The following is a 15,903-nucleotide window of genomic DNA, read 5'->3' as shown; positions in this document are numbered from 1 at the left end:
AGGACTCTCATGGCCGACCTGATCCTGCATCACTACGCGACCTCGCCGTTTTCCGAGAAGATCCGCCTGATCCTTGGCTACAAGAAGCTGGCGTGGAAGTCGGTGATCATTCCGGCCATCATGCCCAAGCCCGACCTCGTGGCGCTCACCGGGGGCTATCGCAAGACGCCAGTGCTTCAGATCGGGGCCGACATCTACTGCGACACCGTATTGATCTGCGATGTGCTCGAGCACCTGTCGCCGCTGCCTTCGATCTACCCGGAGCCGGGCAAGGGCCTGTCGCGTCTTGTTGCCCAGTGGGCCGACAGCACGATGTTCTGGGCCGCCATGGCCTACAGCCTCAGCGGCAAGGGCCTCGCTGACGCATTCGCGAAGGCGCCGCCCGAAGTCGCCAAGGCTTTCAGCGACGATCGCAAGGCGATGAGTGGCAATTTGGTGCGGCTGCGCCCCAGTGATGCCGCGTCGGCCTACAAGTCGTATCTGCGGCGGCTGTCCGACATGCTGGACGACACCGACTACCTGCTGGGCGGTTTTCCCACGGTGGCGGATTTCTCGTGCTACCACGCGCTCTGGTTCACGCGCAAGCGCACGCCCTCGATGGCGGGCATCCTGCAGCTCACGCCCGCGGTGGTGGATTGGATGGACCGCATGGCAGCTATCGGCCACGGGTCCATGGAGACCTTCGATGCTGCGCAAGCCATCGAAATCGCCGCCGCCTCGACGCCGCACACGCTGCTGTCCGACAGTACCTTCCAGGACGACCATGGCATCGCGCTCGGCTCGCGCGTCTCGATCACGGCCGAGAGCTTCGGCCCGGAGTCGACCGAAGGCGAACTGATCGCCGCCACGCGCACGCACTACACGTTGCGTCGCACCGGAGAGCGCACCGGCGCCGTGCACGTTCACTTTCCGCGCGTCGGATTCGTGCTGCGGCAGGCCGAGGGCTGAGCGGGATCGCGCAGCAGATGGCCGAGCCTGTCCAGAATGGCCTGCATTGCCCGTTCGGCCGTGCGCCGGCTTGAAGCCCGCGTGGACGAGCACCTTTGCGACTGCGGCGTCGCTGATTCCGTATTTCAATAGCGGTTTATTCCAAGACAAGAGACGAAAGGATTGGCGCAAATGATTCAGGATTTCAAGGGCACCACGGCCGTTCTCACTGGCGCGGGTTCGGGCTTCGGGCTTGAATGCGCGCGCATCGGCGCCCAGCGCGGCATGAACCTCGTGCTGGTCGACGTGCAGCAGGACGCGCTCGATCGCGCACAGGCCGAGATGGAAGCCGCCGGGGCGCAAGTTCTGGCGCGCAAGGTCGACGTCTCCGACGGCGGTCAGATGGAGGATCTCGCCAAGGCCGTGCAGAAGCGTTTCGGCGCGCCGCACTTCGTCTTCAACAACGCGGGCGTCGGCGCCGGCGGCCTCGTCTGGGAAAACACCGTCGCCGATTGGGAATGGGTGCTCGGCGTCGATCTCTGGGGCGTGGTGCACGGTGTGCGCCTGTTCACGCCGATGATGCTGGAAGCGGCGGCGAAGGACCCGGCCTACCGTGGCCATATCGTCAACACGTCGAGCATGGCCGGCCTGCTCACGCCGCCCAACATGGGCATCTACAACACCGCGAAGGCCGCAGTGGTGAGCCTGACCGAGACGCTCTACCAGGACCTGAAGCTCGTGACCGACCAGGTCGGCGCCAGCCTCTTGTGCCCGTACTTCGTGCCCACCGGCATCACCCAGAGCGATCGCAATCGGCCGAGCTCACTGCCCGCCGGCCAACTCACCAAGAGCCAACTGATCGGGCAGGCGATGAGCAACAAGGCCGTCAGCAGCGGCAAGGTGACGGCAGCCGAAGTGGCGCAAAAGGTTTTCGAAGCGATCACCGCCAACCAGTTCTATGTGTTCAGCCACCCCAAGGCCCTGGGCAACGTGAAGAGCCGGATGGAAAACATCGTCTCCATCACCAATCCGGCGGATCCTTTCCTGGAGAGGCCGGACATCGGCGCGCAACTGCGGGCACAGCTTCGCGAGGGCTGAATCGCGCTTTCCGAGGGATACTGACGCCGCAGAAATGTTCGGCATCAGATCGATGGAGTGCGATAGATGTTCATCGAGCGCGAGGTTGTCGCGACGCTCAAGCGGCGCATTGCCCGGCAAGGATGGGCCATGGCGGCCGTCGGGACCCGAAGCACGGCCCTGACCTACGTCTATACGGTGGGGCTTCAGAAGACCTTCGCGCATCCTGACCTGATCATCTTCGGCATCGCACCGCCGGAGGCCGAGGGCATTCTGGAAGCCATTGCGCAGCGGGTGAAGGCCGGGGAGCCGCTGTACGAGGGCGTCATGATCGTCGGCGCGGCACCAGCCCCTTTGATGCCTCGGGCCGCCGACGCCGAGCGCCTCGAGCTGTTGATTCCGCCGCAGCTCGCGCGCGGCCGGCATCGATATTTTCAGATCGTCTGGCCCGATGCGAAGGAGCGGTTTCCATGGGAGAGCGGATTCGACAGGAGAAGGCTTCGCGGCCAGTCGTTTCTCTTCGACCTCGATGGAGCAGCGGCAGCGGACCTCACCTCAGGTTGAACGGCGCGTCCCAGTCTTGCACGTCGACCAGTTCCCACTCCTGGTTGGCAGCGTTGGGTGCGCTGAACCTGGCGACGCATTCGCGCGCTTGCAGCCCGGAGCCTTGTTCCGGCAGGCCCGTGATGTGGCCGTTCGCGGCATCCAGGCATCGGCGGCCACGGTCGTGATAGTTTTCCAGCACCGTCCGGCGCCCCATGACACATCGGCTTCGGGGCGCGCATTCAGCCGCCGTCATTGCCACAGCGCGCAGCCGCCACAACTGCGAAGCGTCTCCGCTGCATGTCTCCTGGACCACCGGCGCGCCGGCCTGGAAACCCGTGGTGCCCAGACACTTCGCCGAATGTCGCGCCCTCAACAGGAACCACTGTTCTTGCAAGGGCTCGGTATCGCCTGATCGAGGCAGCCGCTGGATACTGAACTGCTGGCTCGGGCTGCCGTAGTTCGGCCAAAGCACGACCGGCGCCCCATCGTCCGTGCGGTGTGCGAGCACCTCGGCCATCATCAGCGTGCCGGCGTTGACGACGTAGAAGTACGGGACTTGCGCAACCGCGGGGTCAGGCGGGGCGGCGAGCGCGGACGTGGCTGCAAGCATGAGGGCAGCAAAGAGGCGGCCCTTGGGTGCTTTGATTTTGCGAAGCGCGATCGGGTCAGCGTGCATGACAACCTCCGTCCGGCGGGACATGACAAGACTGAACCATCCGGGCGAATGCGTCAACAGCACGCGGAGAGCAGGCGCGTTGGCGTGCGGTTAGAGATCCTCAATGTCCACCTCGACAGCCTGCGACTTCTCGGCCAGCCGGGCGACTGCTTTGCGGTACAGCTCTTGGTCTGCAAGCTCCTCCATCATTGCTTCGAACAGGCAAGGTTCGACCACGAAGAACGCGGCGCGGCTGTGGTTGTGGTTGAACACCGCTACGGGACGGTTGCCCGCCTTTCTCAGAACGGCCGCGGGGTTCATCTTGAATTCGGACACGTTTACGGCGAGTTCAGCAGGAATGGCCTTCATAAATAGTCCATATTTTGCGTGCAGTGATCAACCCGGCTTTGCGAATGCCCCGAGACTCCGCTACTGTTGACGCTCCAGCCCCAAAGGAGACACTTGCATGGCCTACGTCGACGCATACGTCCTCCCCGTTCCCAAGCGCAACATCGAGCAGTACCGCGAGATGGCGACGCGCGCGGGAAAAATCTGGCGCGAACATGGCGCCCTCTCATACCGCGAGTGCATTGCCGAAGACGTGCAGTCCGGCGAACTGACGTCCTTCCCGCAAAGCGTGCACTTGAAGGATGACGAAGTCGTCGTGTTCTCCTACGTCACCTTCGAGTCGCGCGACCGGCGGGATGAGGTCAACGCGCTGGTGATGACCGACCCACGTCTCGCCAACATGATGGATCCCCAGCGCCTGCCTTTCGACGGCAAGCGGATGTTCTGGGGCGGCTTCGACGTGCTGCTCGATGCCTGATCGAGCCGGCTTCGCGTCAGGGCCTTGTTCCTCCTATGCGCGTGCGACGTCGATCACGGCCTTCGTGAAGGCTTGCGGCGCTTCCTGCGGCAGGTTGTGGCCGATGCCGCCGGTCACCAGCCGATGCTCGTAGGGGCCGGAGAACTTCTTCGCGTAGGCACTGGGTTCCGGATGCGGCGCGCCATTGGCATCGCCTTCGAGCGTGATGGTCGGCACGCCGATCACGGGCGCCTTGGCGAGCTTGTCTTCGAGCGCCTGGTACTTCGGCTCGCCCTCGGCGAGACCGAGGCGCCAGCGGTAGTTGTGGATGGTGATGGCCACGTGGTCGGGGTTGTCGAGCGCCACGGCGCTGCGTTCGAAGGTGGCGGCATCGAAGTTCCACTTGGGCGACGCGGTTTGCCAGATGAGCTTGGCGAAGTCGTGGCGGTTCTTCTCGTAGCCCGCGCGGCCGCGCTCGGTCGCGAAGTAGAACTGGTACCACCACTGCAGTTCGGCCTGTGGTGGCAGAGGCGCCTTGCCGGCCTCCTGGCTACCGATCAGATAGCCGCTGACAGAGACCAGCGCCTTGACCCGTTCCGGCCAAAGCGCGGCCATGATGCAGGCGGTGCGCGCACCCCAGTCGCAGCCGGCAACGGTGGCTGACTGGATCTTCAGCGCGTCCATGAGCGCAATGATGTCCGCGGCCACCACGGACTGTTGCCCGTTGCGCGGCGTGTCGGCGGACAGGAAGCGAGTGGTGCCGTAGCCGCGCAGGTGCGGCACGATCACGCGGTATCCCGCCGCCGCAAGTGCCGGCGCCACGTCCACGAACATGTGGATGTCATACGGCCAGCCGTGCAACAGGATCACCGGCGTTCCGCTGGCCGGGCCTGCTTCGTAATAGCCGATGTTGAGAGTGCCCGCGTCGATGCTCTTGAGCGGTTCCAGGCGCTTGAGCGCGCCGGTGGGCTGGGCGAAGGCAGGCGTGACAGCTGCCACTTGAACGGCAGCAGCACTCAGTGCAGTTGCGGTGAGAAAGGCTCTGCGGGGCAGTTGGAAAGAGGTTGTCATCGGGTTCTCCTGGGGAAAGACAGTGGCGTGAAGAGCGAAGGGAGGACTGGCAGGACCTCATGTTGCCGGCGGCGCCGCGCTTCATCCGCCATTGCGTATCGCTCTGTATCTCGCGCTCTTTCTTAGACACTACTTTTCACAGGCGGCGCGTCGATGGTCGTCCGCAAGTGGAGCCGTCTCGATTGAGAAACGTAGTGTGTGCAATGGCAGGGCTGGACACAAAGGCATACGCAATGCCCGCCGCAAGAGAGGAGCGCGGCAAACAATCCGTTCATTCGATCCATACGTTCTTCAAGGAAACCCCCGCCATGACCATGAAATCCAATGTGCTTCTCGGCCTCGCATCCGTTGCGGCGGCCATCGGCATCCTCACCGCTGCGGCGCCGGCATCTGGCGGCGACGTCGCATCCAGCGCCGCGCGGACGGCACCCGAATTCCAGAACATCGAGCAATGGCTCAACTCACGGCCGTTGAAGCTGCAAGACCTGCGCGGCAAAGTGGTGCTCGTCGACTTCTGGACCTACACCTGCATCAACTGTCTCAACCACCTGCCCTACATCAAGGAGTGGAACGCGAAGTACAAGGACCAGGGCCTCGTCGTCGTGGGCGTGCATACGCCGGAGTTCGCCTACGAGAAGTCCACCAGGAATGTGCAGGAAGCAATCAGCCGCTTGCAGATCACTCACGCGGTGGCGCAGGACAACCACTACGCCACCTGGAAGGCCTTCGATAACCAGTACTGGCCAGCGGTCTACCTGATCGACAAGCAGGGAAAGATCGTCTATTCGCACTTCGGCGAAGGCAGTTATGGCACGACGGAGAAAAAGATCCAGGCGCTGCTGGCCGAACAGGTACCGGCAACGGGCGGCTGAGATGAAGAAGCTCTGGGAGAGGACGCTCAGTCGTCCCTTGCTTCGACAGACGAGGCGAAGACATAGCCTTCGCTGCGTACCGTCTTGATGTAGCGCGGCTCGCGGGCATCTTCGCGCAGCCGCTGGCGCAGGCGGCTCACCAGCAGATCGATCGAGCGCTCGAAAAGCTCGGCTTCCCGGCCCTGCGTCAGGCTCAGAAGCTGGTCGCGGCTCAGCACCTTTTGCGGATGGTCCAGGAACACGCGCAACAGGCGGTACTCGGCGCCGCTGAGCGCCACCATCGTGCCGCTGTCGTCCAGGAGATGGCGTGCGATCGTGTCGACATGCCAGTCTCCAAAGACCAGCTTCCGCGATGGCTCTACGGAGCCCATGTTCGGCGGCAGCATGCGCGTGCGCCGCATCACGGCGCGAATGCGCGCAAGCAGTTCGCGCGCGGAAAAAGGCTTTGCCAGGTAGTCGTCAGCGCCCATCTCGAGGCCGAGGATGCGATCGGCCTCTTCGCTGCGCGCGGTGAGCATCAGGATCGGCGTCGCCTTGTATTTGCCTGTGCGCAGGTCGCGGCAGAGCGTGAGTCCGTCTTCGCCCGGCAGCATCAGGTCGAGGATGATCAGATCGAAGGGCCCCGATTCGTCCAGCGCTGCACGCATATGCCGTCCGGTGGGCACCGCCACCACGCGCAGGCCATTCTTGACGAGATAGGTCGTGAGCAGTTCGCGGATTTCCCGGTCGTCATCGACGATGAGGATGTGGTCGGAGGGTCTGGGGGTCATGGCATGAAAGAGTTTGACTGGCGCCGCAGCGGCAATTTAGCGCGCCGCTCTGCCGCTGGCAGCTGCTTTGTATTCGCAAGTATCCGGCAGCGGGCGGCGCGACACTATGTTGCGGACGCCGGCAGTGAAGCGCCTTCCCCGTTCTATAAACAGCTCCCATGGCCACACTCTCCAGCACTGTCATCCCACCGGCACAGACCGCAACCGGCCTGCGCCGCCTGATGCCGCGCTCGCTGTTCTCCCGGGTGACGCTGATCATCGTGGTGGGGCTTGCGATTGCGCAACTGCTGACCTTCGCCGTCATCGGCTACGAGCGCGGCATGGCGATGCGCGAGCTGATGATGATGGGCATCGAGCGTGACATCGCCAGCTCGGTGGCGATCCTCGACCGCTTGCCCGCCGGGGAAAGGCCCGCCTGGCTCGAGCGGTTGGAGCGGCGCAACTACCGCTTTGTCTTGGGCGGCACGGCGGAGGGCGGCGCTCCGCAATCGAAGCTGTCGCAGGAGTTCGCCACGGCCATCGTCGACGCGATGCATCCCTTCGAGATCGTCAAGGTAGGGGAAGTCGCCCAGCCGCCCGAGGGTTTGGAGATCCAGGTGCGGCTGACCGATGGGTCCTCCGTGGTGGTTCATGCCATGCGCGTGGGCATGCCTGTGTCGCCGTGGGTGATGTGGGTGCTGGTCATTCAACTGCTGGTGCTGGCCGTTTGCGCATGGTTGGCCGTGCGGCTGGTCACGCGGCCGCTGGCCGACCTGGCGGCCGCGGCCGACGAACTGGGGCCCGACCTGAAGGCACAGAAGCTGACGGAAGAAGGTCCGACCGAGGTCGCGCACGCCGCGCGCGCCTTCAACGCCATGCAGGAGCGCATCAGCGGCTACATGTCGGAGCGCGTGGAGATCCTCGCGGCCATCTCGCACGACCTGCAGACGCCGATCACGCGGATGCGGCTGCGCACGGAGATGATGGACGACCCCCACGACCGCACCAAGTTCCGGCAGGACCTCGATGCGATGAATTCGCTGGTGCGCGAAGGCGTGACCTATGCCCGCACGCTGCACGGCGCCACAGAGCCGCCGATGCGCATGGATGCCGACGCGCTGCTCGAAAGCATGCTGGCCGACTACGAAGATGCCGGCAAGCGAGTCCACCTGGAAGGCCGTGCCGGTGCGCCCATCGTGAGCCGGCCGAACGCGCTGCGCCGAATCGTCATGAATCTGATCGACAACGCGCTGATCTTCGGCAGCGACGTGCGGGTGCGTGTGTCGCCGGGTGAGGGCCGGCTGGCGATCGCCGTGATCGACAACGGCCCCGGCATTCCGCCCGACGAACTGGACGCCGTGCTCAAGCCGTTCTACCGCGTCGAGAGCTCCCGCAATCGCAGCACTGGCGGCACGGGACTTGGCTTGGCGATCGCGCACCAGCTCGCGATGGCAATGGGCGCCGAGCTGACGCTGAAGAACCGCCCCGAAGGCGGCCTGGAGGCACTCCTCACCATCCACCTCACCATGAACACCTCAAAGGCTCTCCACGCTTCCATGCCGAGGTCCGAACCATGTTGATTCCTCTCATTGCCTACCTGGGCGGGGTGCTCACGATCCTGAGCCCCTGCATTCTCCCGGTGCTGCCCTTCGTGTTCGCGCGGGCTGACCGGCCATTCCGCTCGCACGGGCTGCCGATGTTGCTGGGCATGGCCGTGGCCTTTACCGCCGTCGCCACGCTCGCGGCCGTCGGTGGCGGTTGGGTGGTCGCGGCGAATGAAGGCGGACGCTATGTGGCTATCGCGATGCTCGCGCTGTTCGGTCTGACGCTGCTGTTCCCCGGCATGGCCGATCGCATGAGCCGGCCGCTGGTGGCACTGGGCATCCGCCTGGCCAAATCGCAACCCGATGGCAACGCGACAAAGGAGTCCATGTTCTCGCCGCTGCTGCTGGGCGTCGGCACGGGCCTTCTGTGGGCGCCGTGCGCAGGGCCGATTCTTGGGCTCATCTTGACCGGGGCGGCGCTCAACGGTGCGAGCGCCGGCACCTCGCTGCTGTTGCTGGCGTATGCGGCTGGCGCCTGCACATCGCTGGCGGCAGCGCTGCTGTTCGGCGGACGCATGTTCGCGCTCATGAAGCGTTCGCTGCACACGGGCGAGTGGGTTCGCCGCGCTGCCGGTGCCGCCGTGCTGGTGGGTGTGGGCGCGATTGCGCTGGGGCTCGATACCGGGTTGCTGGCGGGCCTCTCGATTGGCACCACGTCGGCGCTGGAGCAGGCACTCGTGGAGCGGATCGACAGGCCCAGACCTCAAACGCCGCAAGACAAGGACGTGGCGTTCATGCCCGCAGCCAACATCACTCCCGCACCGCAGCCCCTGCGCAAGCTTGGCGTCGGAGGCGACTTCCCATCACTTTCAGGCGCGACCGAATGGATCAATTCGCCACCCCTGACGCCCGAGGCCCTGCGCGGAAAGGTCGTGCTGGTCGACTTCTGGACTTATTCATGCATCAACTGCCTGCGCACGCTGCCTTATGTTCGTGCGTGGGCGGAGAAGTACAAGGACACGGGCCTTGTCGTCATCGGCGTGCATTCGCCGGAATTCGCGTTCGAGAAGCGCTCAGCCAACGTGCGCAAGGCGACCAAGGATCTGGACATCGGCTTTCCGGTGGCGCGGGACAACGACTTCAAGATCTGGCGCGGCTTCGACAACGAATCCTGGCCCGCGTTCTATTTCATCGACGCCCAGGGCCGCATCCGGCATCACCAGTTCGGCGAAAGCGGCTACGGCAGGGCCGAGCAGGTCATCCAGCAGTTGCTCGCCGAAGCGGGACAGCGCAATGTGCCTTCGGGCCTGGTCGCGCCGAAGGGGCAGGGCACGCAAGCTGCGCCCGGCCCTGAGCTCGCGATGTCCGGCGAAACCTATGTGGGCGCCGAGCGTGCCAGTGGCTTCGCGTCGCCCGGTGGCCTCGTGAGCGGTCGCGCGCATGCCTACCAGCGCCCCGCAATGCTGCGCGCCAACCAATGGGCGCTCGATGGCGATTGGACCGTGGAGGCCGAACGTGCCGTGTCGAATCGCTCGAACAGCCACATCGTCTATCGCTTTCAGGCCCGCGACCTGCATCTGGTGCTCGGCCCGACTGCCGATGGCAAGGCGGTGCGCTTCCGTGTGCTGGTGGACGGCAAACCTCCGCTGGCCGACCACGGCGCGGACACCGACGAACAGGGCTACGGCACCATCGAGGCGCAGAAGCTCTATCAGCTCGTGCGCCAGCAGACGAACGGGAAGGATCGCTTGTTCGACATCGAATTTCTCGATAGCGGTGTGCAGGCTTATGCGTTCACCTTTGGTTGAAGCAGCTTGCGGCGCGTCCGGTTCGCCTCAGGCGCCGGCAACCGCGCAAGCGGGTAGCGCTTCGCGACGGTCCAGCGCGCGGCTCCAGAGTGCAATCGCCAAGCCTGCGAGCGTGATCAGCGCCGCTGCCCAGCCGAGCGCCGAAAGTCCAGGCCCGCGATCGATCACCACGCCGCCCACCCACGCGCCGAGCGCATTGCCAAGATTGAAGGCAGCGATGTTGAGGCTGGACGCGAGGTTCTGTCCCGCGCCGGAAGCCTTCTCCAGAACGCGCATCTGAAGCGGCGCAACCGTGGCGAAGGACACGATGCCTAGCAGCAGCACGAAGGCGATGGCGGTGACGGGCGTGTGTATGAGCCACTGCATCGCGCCGAGCACCACGACCAATGCGAGCAGCGATCCCAGCAGCGCCGGCATCAGCGCACGGTCCGCGAGCTTGCCGCCGAGCAGATTGCCGATCGCAAGGCCGCCACCGAACACCAGCAGGATGGGCGACACCGCCGCTTCGGAGACGCCGGTGATTTGCGTCAGCAGCGGCTGGATGTAAGTGAACACGAGAAACACCCCCGCAAAGCCGAGCACGGTCATCGCAAGCCCCAGCAGTACCTGTGGCCGGGCCAGCACAGCGATCTCGTCGCGCAGCGGGGCGTGCCGGGGTTCAGCCTTGCCGCGCGGCACGAAAACAGCCAGCACGATAAAGGCGATGACGCCGATCAGCGCCACGGCCCAGAAAGTGGCGCGCCAGCCGAAGTGCAGGCCGAGCCATGCGCCAGCCGGCACGCCAAGCAGTGTGGCGGCAGTGAGGCCCGTGAACATGATCGAAATCGCCGAAGCGCGGCGCTCGGGCGGCACGAGCCCCGTCGCGACCACCGAGCCGACGCCGAAGAAGGTGCCGTGCGCGAGCGACGTGACGACGCGTGCGGCCATCAGCATCTCGTAGTTGGCCGCGAGGGCACAGGCGATGTTGCCGATCGTGAACACCGCCATCAGCGCGAGCAGCACGGTCTTGCGGGGCAATCGGCGAGTGGCGATGGTCAGCAACGGCGCGCCGACTGCAACGCCGATCGCGTAGCCGGAAATCAGCAGACCGGCAGAGGCGATGGAGACATGAAGATCGGACGAAACCTGCATCAGCAGGCCCATGATGACGAATTCGGTGGTGCCTATTCCGAAGGCGCCGGCGGTGAGGGCAAGGAGAGCGATGGGCATGATGTTCCGTACTGTGCCGTCGCCTGCCTTCAATGACTAGAATGCCGTTCGGAATTGCAACTGTGAGTTCAAGTCACATATACCGACCGTCCCATCCATGCCACGCATCGAGGTGAATCGTTCCGGTGAAATGGAAGCCTTCATCCAGATCGTGGAGCGAGGCAGCTTTTCCGCAGGCGCTCGCGTGCTGGGGATGACTCCATCGGCGGTCAGCAAGCTCATTGCCCGGCTGGAGGCGCGGCTCGCAACCCAACTGGTGCATCGTTCCACCCGCAAGCTGCAACTCACGCCGGAGGGCCGGAATTTCTACGAGCGCAGCGTGCGCGTGCTGGCCGATATGGACGAGGCCGAACGCTCCGCCGCGGCCGGGGCGCTGCCACGCGGCCGAGTCAGCATCAACGCCAGTGTTTCGTTCGGCCAGCACGTGCTTGTGCCGCTCGTTCCGCGTTTTCTCGAGCAATACCCGGAAGTGACGCTGGACATCGTGGTCACCGACCGCGTGGTCGACCTCATCGACGAGCGCACCGACGTGGCGATCCGCTGGGGCGAGTTGCCGGCATCCGATCTCGTCGCGCGCCGTCTCGGTGCAACCCGGCAAGCCATCGTCGCCTCGCCGGCCTATCTGGAACGCTACGGCACGCCGCGTACCCCGCAGGAACTGGAGGCGCACAACCGCCTCGGCTTCAGCTACCGGCGCACGATTCCTGATTGGCCCTTGCGTGTCGACGGCAAGGCGATCGACATGCCCATTGCAGGCAACGTGCGCGCCGGCGATGGCGAAACGCTTCGCGCGCTCCTGATTGCTGGCGTCGGGCTGGGCCGGCTGTCGCTCTATCACGTGCAGTCGGACATCGACGAAGGCAGACTGACGCCCGTGATGGAAGAGTTCAATCCGGGCGACATCGCACCCATTCACGCGGTCTATCTCGGCAAGGCGGGTCGGCTGCCGGCGCGGGTGCGCGCATTGCTTGACTTTCTGGTCGCCAACGTCGCGGACAATGGGCGGCCGAAGCCATGAAAGAAGTACCCGACGCCATCGTCTGCGAAGGCTGCGACGCCATTTATCGTCGCGTGCCGCTGGCTGCGCGCGAGGTTTCGCGCTGCCCGCGCTGCGGCACCGAACTCGACCGTTGCTCCGGGGACCTGAATGCGCGTGTGCTGCCGCTGACCATTGCTTGCCTGATTCTTTTCACCATCGCCAATCTCTTTCCGATCGTCGAGATCCAGCTCCAGGGGCTGACGAGCGAAACGACGCTGGCAGGCGCCGTCATCGCGCTGACGACCGAGGGCATGTCGCCGGTGGCGCTGCTGGTGCTGGCGACCACCATCCTGTTTCCGTTGATGCAGCTTTGCATCCTCTTCTATCTGCTGGTGCCGATGGCGTACGAACGGCGCCCGACCGGATTCACGGTGCTGGTGAACGCGCTGCAGGCGCTTCGGCCCTGGGGAATGATCGAGGTGTTTCTGCTGGGGGTGCTGGTCGCGATCATCAAGCTCGGCAGCATGGCCAAGGTCATACCGGGGCCGGCGCTCTGGGCCTTCGTGGCGCTGACGGTGCTGTTGACTGCAGTGCTGTCGTTCAACCCCCGGTCCTTCTGGGAAATGGCTTTCGAGCCGCGCGCGGGACAGGACGAATGAACGACAACGCTGCGCCGCAGCCCGCCGAGCCCGTCGAGACCGCCGCCGAGCGCGGCCTGATGAGCTGCCATCACTGCAGCGCCGTCTGGGAAGGCGCGCAAGAGGGCGAACGCTGCGGGCGCTGCAGCACGCGCCTGCATACGCGCAAGCCCGACAGCATCAATCGCACCTGGGCGTTGCTGGTCGCGGCGGCCATCCTCTATCTGCCCGCCAACATGCTGCCGGTGATGATCACCAAGAGCCTCTTCGGCACGCAGCAGGACACCATCCTCAGCGGGGTGATCTATTTCTGGGTGTCGGGCGCCTACGGCCTTGCCGCGCTGATCTTCATCGCGAGCTTTCTGGTGCCGCTCTTCAAGCTGACGGCATTGACGCTGCTGAACCTCATGGCGCAGCGCGGCAGCGACTGGCGCCAGCTGGAGCGTGCCAAGCTCTACCGCGTTCTCGAAGTCATCGGGCGATGGTCGATGCTCGACGTGTTCGTGGTGTCGCTGCTGGCCGGGCTGGTGCGCATCCAGGGCTTCGCCGAGATCACCGCGGGCGTCGGCATCGCTGCCTTCGGCGCGGTGGTGGTGCTGACAATGCTGGCGTCGATCAGCTTCGATCCGCGCCTGACGTGGGACATGCGCAAGACTCGCCGGAGCCCGGCGGCGTCGGACGAGCCAATGAAGACAAGTGAAGGAACCCTATGACGACACCTCCGCTGGCGCCACCAGTGGTCGCGAGACGACGAAACTGGCTGCCGTCGCTGGTCTGGCTGATCCCCATCGTGGCCGCGCTGGTCGGCATCACGCTGGTCGCGCGCATCCTGATGGAGCGCGGCCCTGAAATCGTGCTGACCTTCCGCACCGCGGAGGGCCTGGAAGCCGGCAAGACGGCGGTCAAGTACAAGGACGTGCAGATCGGCACGGTGCAGACGATTCGGCTCGCCAACGACCGGTCTCATGTGCGCGTGCTGGTCCAGCTCCGGAAGGAGGCCTCGGCCTTCACCGCCAAGGACACGCGCTTCTGGGTGGTCAGGCCGCGGCTCGATACCTCCGGAATCTCCGGATTGGGGACGCTGCTTTCCGGTGCCTACATCGGCGCCGATGCAGGCACGTCGGAAGACACGGCCGGCGAATTCACCGGGCTGGAGGTCCCGCCCATCGTCACGCGCGATGCCTCGGGGCGGCAGTTCATGCTGCACGCGCGCGACATCGGCTCGCTCGACATCGGCTCGCCGGTGTATTTCAGGCGCATCAAGGTCGGGCAGGTTGCCGCCTTCGAACTCGACGGCGACGGGCGCGGCGTGACGATGCGGGTCTTCATCAACGCGCCTTATGACAAGTTCGTCGGCGTCAACACGCGCTTCTGGCATGCCAGCGGCTTCGACGTCGAACTGGGCGCCGGCGGGCTGAAAGTGCGTACGCAGTCGCTGGTCACTGTGTTGCTGGGCGGCATCGCCTTCCAGTCCCCCGACGATGTGAGCGGGCCAGTCGCACAAGAGAACGCCGCTTTCACGCTCGCGAGCGACGAGGTCATGGCCATGAAGGAGCCTGACGGTCCGTCGCAGACCTTCCTGCTGTATTTCAACCAGTCGCTCCGCGGGCTTTCGCCGGGTGCGCCGGTCGATTTCCGGGGCGTGGTCATCGGCGAGGTCAAGTCGATCGGTGTCGAGTTCGATGTGGGCGAACGTGCCTTCAGGATGCCGGTGGTGGTGCAGATCTATCCGGACCGCCTGAGGCGCAGGGTCGCCGCGGCCGCTGCAACAGGCGCACCGTCTTCGTCGCGCTTTGCGCAGGCAACGCCGGAAGAGCGCTGGAATTTCCTGATCGGCAAGGGGCTCCGCGCCCAGTTGCGCACCGGCAACCTGCTGACGGGGCAGGTGTATGTCGCAATGGATTTCTTCCCGGAAGCGGCGAAGGTCAAGTTCGATTCGAGGCAGTCGCCGATCGAGTTCCCGACTGTTCCCAACAGCCTCGATGAGCTGCAGTCGCAGGTCACGGACATCATGCGCAAGGTCAACAAGGTGCCGTTCGACGAGCTCAGCGCCGATCTGCGCAAGACGCTGGCGTCGATGAACAGGACGCTCGGCAGCACGGAGCAACTCGCGAAGACGCTCAACAACGATGTGTCGCCAGAGATGGCGGCCGCCATGCGAGATGTGCGGCGCACGCTCAACTCGGCGGAAAAGACCATCTCCGACGATTCGCCGCTGCAACAGGACCTGCGGCAGACGCTGCAGGAAGTCACGCGCGCGGCAGGCTCGCTGCGCGTGCTGACCGACTACCTGGAACGCCATCCCGAATCACTGATCCGCGGCAAGCCGGAGGACAAGCAGAAATGATGACGACGACAACCAAAGCTGCTACGGCAAGACTCCGACTCGCCGCGATGGCATCGGCCCTGGGATTGGCGCTCCTGGGGTCCGGCTGCGGCAGCACCGGTGGGCCCCAGTACTACAGCCTCGCCGAGACTTCGGCTTCGACCAAAGCGCCTGCGGCAAGCGCCGCCGCGCCGGCTTACATCGAGCTGGCGCCCATCGCCATGCCCGAGCGCTTCGCGCGGCCGCAAATGGTCGTCCGCAAGAAGGGTGCCCCGGGCAGCCCCGCCGTCGACATCCTCGAAGATCACCGCTGGTCATCCTCTTTCGAGAACGAAATGCGCGACGCGCTGGGCAGCAGCATCGCCAGCCGTCTCGGCGCCGTGGACGTGACCAAGACGGGCCGCCAGCGCGGCCAGCCGGCAACGCGCATCGCGGTGCAATTGGGTCAGTTCGACGCGGTGGAGGGCAGCGGTGTCGAGGCCAGCTTTACATGGACAGTCCGCCGCACCGACGAAGGACCGGCCACGGGCTGCCAGTTGTCCATTTCGGAGCCGGTCGGCGCCGGATTCGACGCCTTGGCGCAAGGTGCGCAGCGCGTGACCGCGAAGCTGGCCGATGCGATCGCCGGCAGCGTTTCGGCCATCAAGGCCAATCAGGTGCCGGCCTGCGCGGCGGTCTGAAAACTTCAAGGCGGCCA

17 protein-coding genes are annotated in these 15,903 nt (G+C 65.1%); 12 read left to right on the top strand and 5 right to left on the bottom strand.

Annotated elements, in window-relative coordinates; all coding sequences use genetic code 11:
* The first annotated feature begins 9 nt into the window (after positions 1-9).
* From AC1DMA_RS02020 to AC1DMA_RS02010, 3 genes are all read left to right on the top strand, one after another.
* Positions 10-948, top strand: coding sequence for a glutathione S-transferase family protein (locus AC1DMA_RS02020; RefSeq protein WP_478143074.1), 939 nt, complete (start codon positions 10-12; stop codon positions 946-948).
* Between the two features lie 171 nt (positions 949-1,119).
* Complete coding sequence (locus AC1DMA_RS02015; protein ID WP_478143073.1) at positions 1,120-2,025, top strand: SDR family oxidoreductase; 906 nt, start codon at positions 1,120-1,122, stop codon at positions 2,023-2,025.
* Positions 2,026-2,091: 66 nt separating this feature from the next.
* Positions 2,092-2,568, top strand: a complete 477-nt coding sequence (locus AC1DMA_RS02010) for a DUF4262 domain-containing protein (protein ID WP_478123161.1) — start codon at positions 2,092-2,094, stop codon at positions 2,566-2,568.
* Here the strand turns inward: AC1DMA_RS02010 and AC1DMA_RS02005 are convergent.
* On the bottom strand, positions 2,555-3,226 hold the full coding sequence (locus tag AC1DMA_RS02005; protein ID WP_478143072.1) for an RICIN domain-containing protein: 672 nt from the start codon (positions 3,224-3,226) through the stop codon (positions 2,555-2,557). The two genes, AC1DMA_RS02010 and AC1DMA_RS02005, sit on opposite strands and share 14 nt — an antisense overlap.
* Before the next feature lie 90 nt (positions 3,227-3,316).
* Positions 3,317-3,574, bottom strand: a complete 258-nt coding sequence (locus AC1DMA_RS02000; protein WP_478123163.1) for a type II toxin-antitoxin system Phd/YefM family antitoxin — start codon at positions 3,572-3,574, stop codon at positions 3,317-3,319.
* A gap of 97 nt (positions 3,575-3,671) precedes the next feature.
* On the opposite strand from AC1DMA_RS02000, the gene AC1DMA_RS01995 reads away from it, so the two are divergent.
* Positions 3,672-4,031 (top strand): DUF1428 domain-containing protein, encoded by a 360-nt coding sequence (locus AC1DMA_RS01995; protein WP_478123164.1) that lies wholly within the window; start codon positions 3,672-3,674, stop codon positions 4,029-4,031.
* Positions 4,032-4,064: 33 nt separating this feature from the next.
* Here AC1DMA_RS01995 and AC1DMA_RS01990 read toward each other — a convergent pair whose 3' ends face one another.
* Positions 4,065-5,081 carry an alpha/beta fold hydrolase gene (locus AC1DMA_RS01990; protein ID WP_478143071.1) on the bottom strand — a complete coding sequence of 339 codons (1,017 nt, stop codon included), beginning with the start codon at positions 5,079-5,081 and terminating at the stop codon, positions 4,065-4,067.
* A 308-nt stretch (positions 5,082-5,389) separates the two neighbouring features.
* Here AC1DMA_RS01990 and AC1DMA_RS01985 point away from each other — a divergent pair, with 308 nt between their 5' ends.
* A complete protein-coding gene (locus AC1DMA_RS01985; RefSeq protein ID WP_478143070.1) occupies positions 5,390-5,953 on the top strand; it encodes a thioredoxin family protein in 564 nt (187 codons plus the stop codon).
* A 26-nt stretch (positions 5,954-5,979) separates the two neighbouring features.
* Here AC1DMA_RS01985 and AC1DMA_RS01980 read toward each other — a convergent pair whose 3' ends face one another.
* Positions 5,980-6,723, bottom strand: a complete 744-nt coding sequence (locus AC1DMA_RS01980) for a response regulator (protein WP_478143069.1) — start codon at positions 6,721-6,723, stop codon at positions 5,980-5,982.
* A 158-nt stretch (positions 6,724-6,881) separates the two neighbouring features.
* Between AC1DMA_RS01980 and AC1DMA_RS01975 the strand changes: the two genes are divergently transcribed.
* Positions 6,882-8,282 carry an ATP-binding protein gene (locus tag AC1DMA_RS01975; protein WP_478143068.1) on the top strand — a complete coding sequence of 467 codons (1,401 nt, stop codon included), beginning with the start codon at positions 6,882-6,884 and terminating at the stop codon, positions 8,280-8,282.
* The gene (locus tag AC1DMA_RS01970) at positions 8,276-10,054 is read left to right on the top strand and encodes a cytochrome c biogenesis protein DipZ (RefSeq protein ID WP_478143067.1); all 1,779 of its coding nucleotides are present in this window, start codon (positions 8,276-8,278) and stop codon (positions 10,052-10,054) included. Before AC1DMA_RS01975 ends, AC1DMA_RS01970 begins: the two co-directional genes overlap by 7 nt.
* A gap of 27 nt (positions 10,055-10,081) precedes the next feature.
* Here the strand turns inward: AC1DMA_RS01970 and AC1DMA_RS01965 are convergent, their stop codons facing one another.
* Positions 10,082-11,263, bottom strand: coding sequence for an MFS transporter (locus AC1DMA_RS01965; RefSeq protein WP_478143066.1), 1,182 nt, complete (start codon positions 11,261-11,263; stop codon positions 10,082-10,084).
* 97 nt (positions 11,264-11,360) lie between these two features.
* On the opposite strand from AC1DMA_RS01965, the gene AC1DMA_RS01960 reads away from it, so the two are divergent.
* The 5 genes from AC1DMA_RS01960 to AC1DMA_RS01940 are packed head-to-tail and all read left to right on the top strand — an operon-like array spanning position 11,361 to position 15,886.
* On the top strand, positions 11,361-12,281 hold the full coding sequence (locus AC1DMA_RS01960) for a LysR family transcriptional regulator (RefSeq protein WP_478143065.1): 921 nt from the start codon (positions 11,361-11,363) through the stop codon (positions 12,279-12,281).
* On the top strand, positions 12,278-12,901 hold the full coding sequence (locus AC1DMA_RS01955) for a paraquat-inducible protein A (RefSeq protein WP_478143064.1): 624 nt from the start codon (positions 12,278-12,280) through the stop codon (positions 12,899-12,901). The genes AC1DMA_RS01960 and AC1DMA_RS01955 overlap by 4 nt, the downstream gene beginning before the upstream one ends.
* Complete coding sequence (locus AC1DMA_RS01950) at positions 12,898-13,593, top strand: paraquat-inducible protein A (protein WP_478123173.1); 696 nt, start codon at positions 12,898-12,900, stop codon at positions 13,591-13,593. The genes AC1DMA_RS01955 and AC1DMA_RS01950 overlap by 4 nt, the downstream gene beginning before the upstream one ends.
* Entirely contained in the window at positions 13,590-15,227 is a 1,638-nt protein-coding gene (locus AC1DMA_RS01945; RefSeq protein WP_478123174.1) for a PqiB family protein, read from the top strand. Before AC1DMA_RS01950 ends, AC1DMA_RS01945 begins: the two co-directional genes overlap by 4 nt.
* A complete protein-coding gene (locus tag AC1DMA_RS01940; protein WP_478143063.1) occupies positions 15,227-15,886 on the top strand; it encodes a PqiC family protein in 660 nt (219 codons plus the stop codon). Before AC1DMA_RS01945 ends, AC1DMA_RS01940 begins: the two co-directional genes overlap by 1 nt.
* Positions 15,887-15,903 lie beyond the last annotated feature (17 nt).

The sequence above is a fragment of the Variovorax sp. 05N34 genome, assembly GCF_056397405.1.
This window is presented reverse-complemented; position numbering and strand designations above follow the sequence as displayed.

Excerpts from the sequence above, each read along its gene's own strand:
- AC1DMA_RS02020 (WP_478143074.1), top strand. The coding sequence starts at position 10 with ATGGCCGACCTGATCCTGCATCACTACGCGACCTCGCCGTTTTCCGAG.
- AC1DMA_RS02015 (WP_478143073.1), top strand. The coding sequence starts at position 1,120 with ATGATTCAGGATTTCAAGGGCACCACGGCCGTTCTCACTGGCGCGGGT.
- AC1DMA_RS02010 (WP_478123161.1), top strand. The coding sequence starts at position 2,092 with ATGTTCATCGAGCGCGAGGTTGTCGCGACGCTCAAGCGGCGCATTGCC.
- AC1DMA_RS02005 (WP_478143072.1), bottom strand. The coding sequence starts at position 3,226 with ATGCACGCTGACCCGATCGCGCTTCGCAAAATCAAAGCACCCAAGGGC.
- AC1DMA_RS02000 (WP_478123163.1), bottom strand. The coding sequence starts at position 3,574 with ATGAAGGCCATTCCTGCTGAACTCGCCGTAAACGTGTCCGAATTCAAG.
- AC1DMA_RS01995 (WP_478123164.1), top strand. The coding sequence starts at position 3,672 with ATGGCCTACGTCGACGCATACGTCCTCCCCGTTCCCAAGCGCAACATC.
- AC1DMA_RS01990 (WP_478143071.1), bottom strand. The coding sequence starts at position 5,081 with ATGACAACCTCTTTCCAACTGCCCCGCAGAGCCTTTCTCACCGCAACT.
- AC1DMA_RS01985 (WP_478143070.1), top strand. The coding sequence starts at position 5,390 with ATGACCATGAAATCCAATGTGCTTCTCGGCCTCGCATCCGTTGCGGCG.
- AC1DMA_RS01980 (WP_478143069.1), bottom strand. The coding sequence starts at position 6,723 with ATGACCCCCAGACCCTCCGACCACATCCTCATCGTCGATGACGACCGG.
- AC1DMA_RS01975 (WP_478143068.1), top strand. The coding sequence starts at position 6,882 with ATGGCCACACTCTCCAGCACTGTCATCCCACCGGCACAGACCGCAACC.
- AC1DMA_RS01970 (WP_478143067.1), top strand. The coding sequence starts at position 8,276 with ATGTTGATTCCTCTCATTGCCTACCTGGGCGGGGTGCTCACGATCCTG.
- AC1DMA_RS01965 (WP_478143066.1), bottom strand. The coding sequence starts at position 11,263 with ATGCCCATCGCTCTCCTTGCCCTCACCGCCGGCGCCTTCGGAATAGGC.
- AC1DMA_RS01960 (WP_478143065.1), top strand. The coding sequence starts at position 11,361 with ATGCCACGCATCGAGGTGAATCGTTCCGGTGAAATGGAAGCCTTCATC.
- AC1DMA_RS01955 (WP_478143064.1), top strand. The coding sequence starts at position 12,278 with ATGAAAGAAGTACCCGACGCCATCGTCTGCGAAGGCTGCGACGCCATT.
- AC1DMA_RS01950 (WP_478123173.1), top strand. The coding sequence starts at position 12,898 with ATGAACGACAACGCTGCGCCGCAGCCCGCCGAGCCCGTCGAGACCGCC.
- AC1DMA_RS01945 (WP_478123174.1), top strand. The coding sequence starts at position 13,590 with ATGACGACACCTCCGCTGGCGCCACCAGTGGTCGCGAGACGACGAAAC.
- AC1DMA_RS01940 (WP_478143063.1), top strand. The coding sequence starts at position 15,227 with ATGACGACGACAACCAAAGCTGCTACGGCAAGACTCCGACTCGCCGCG.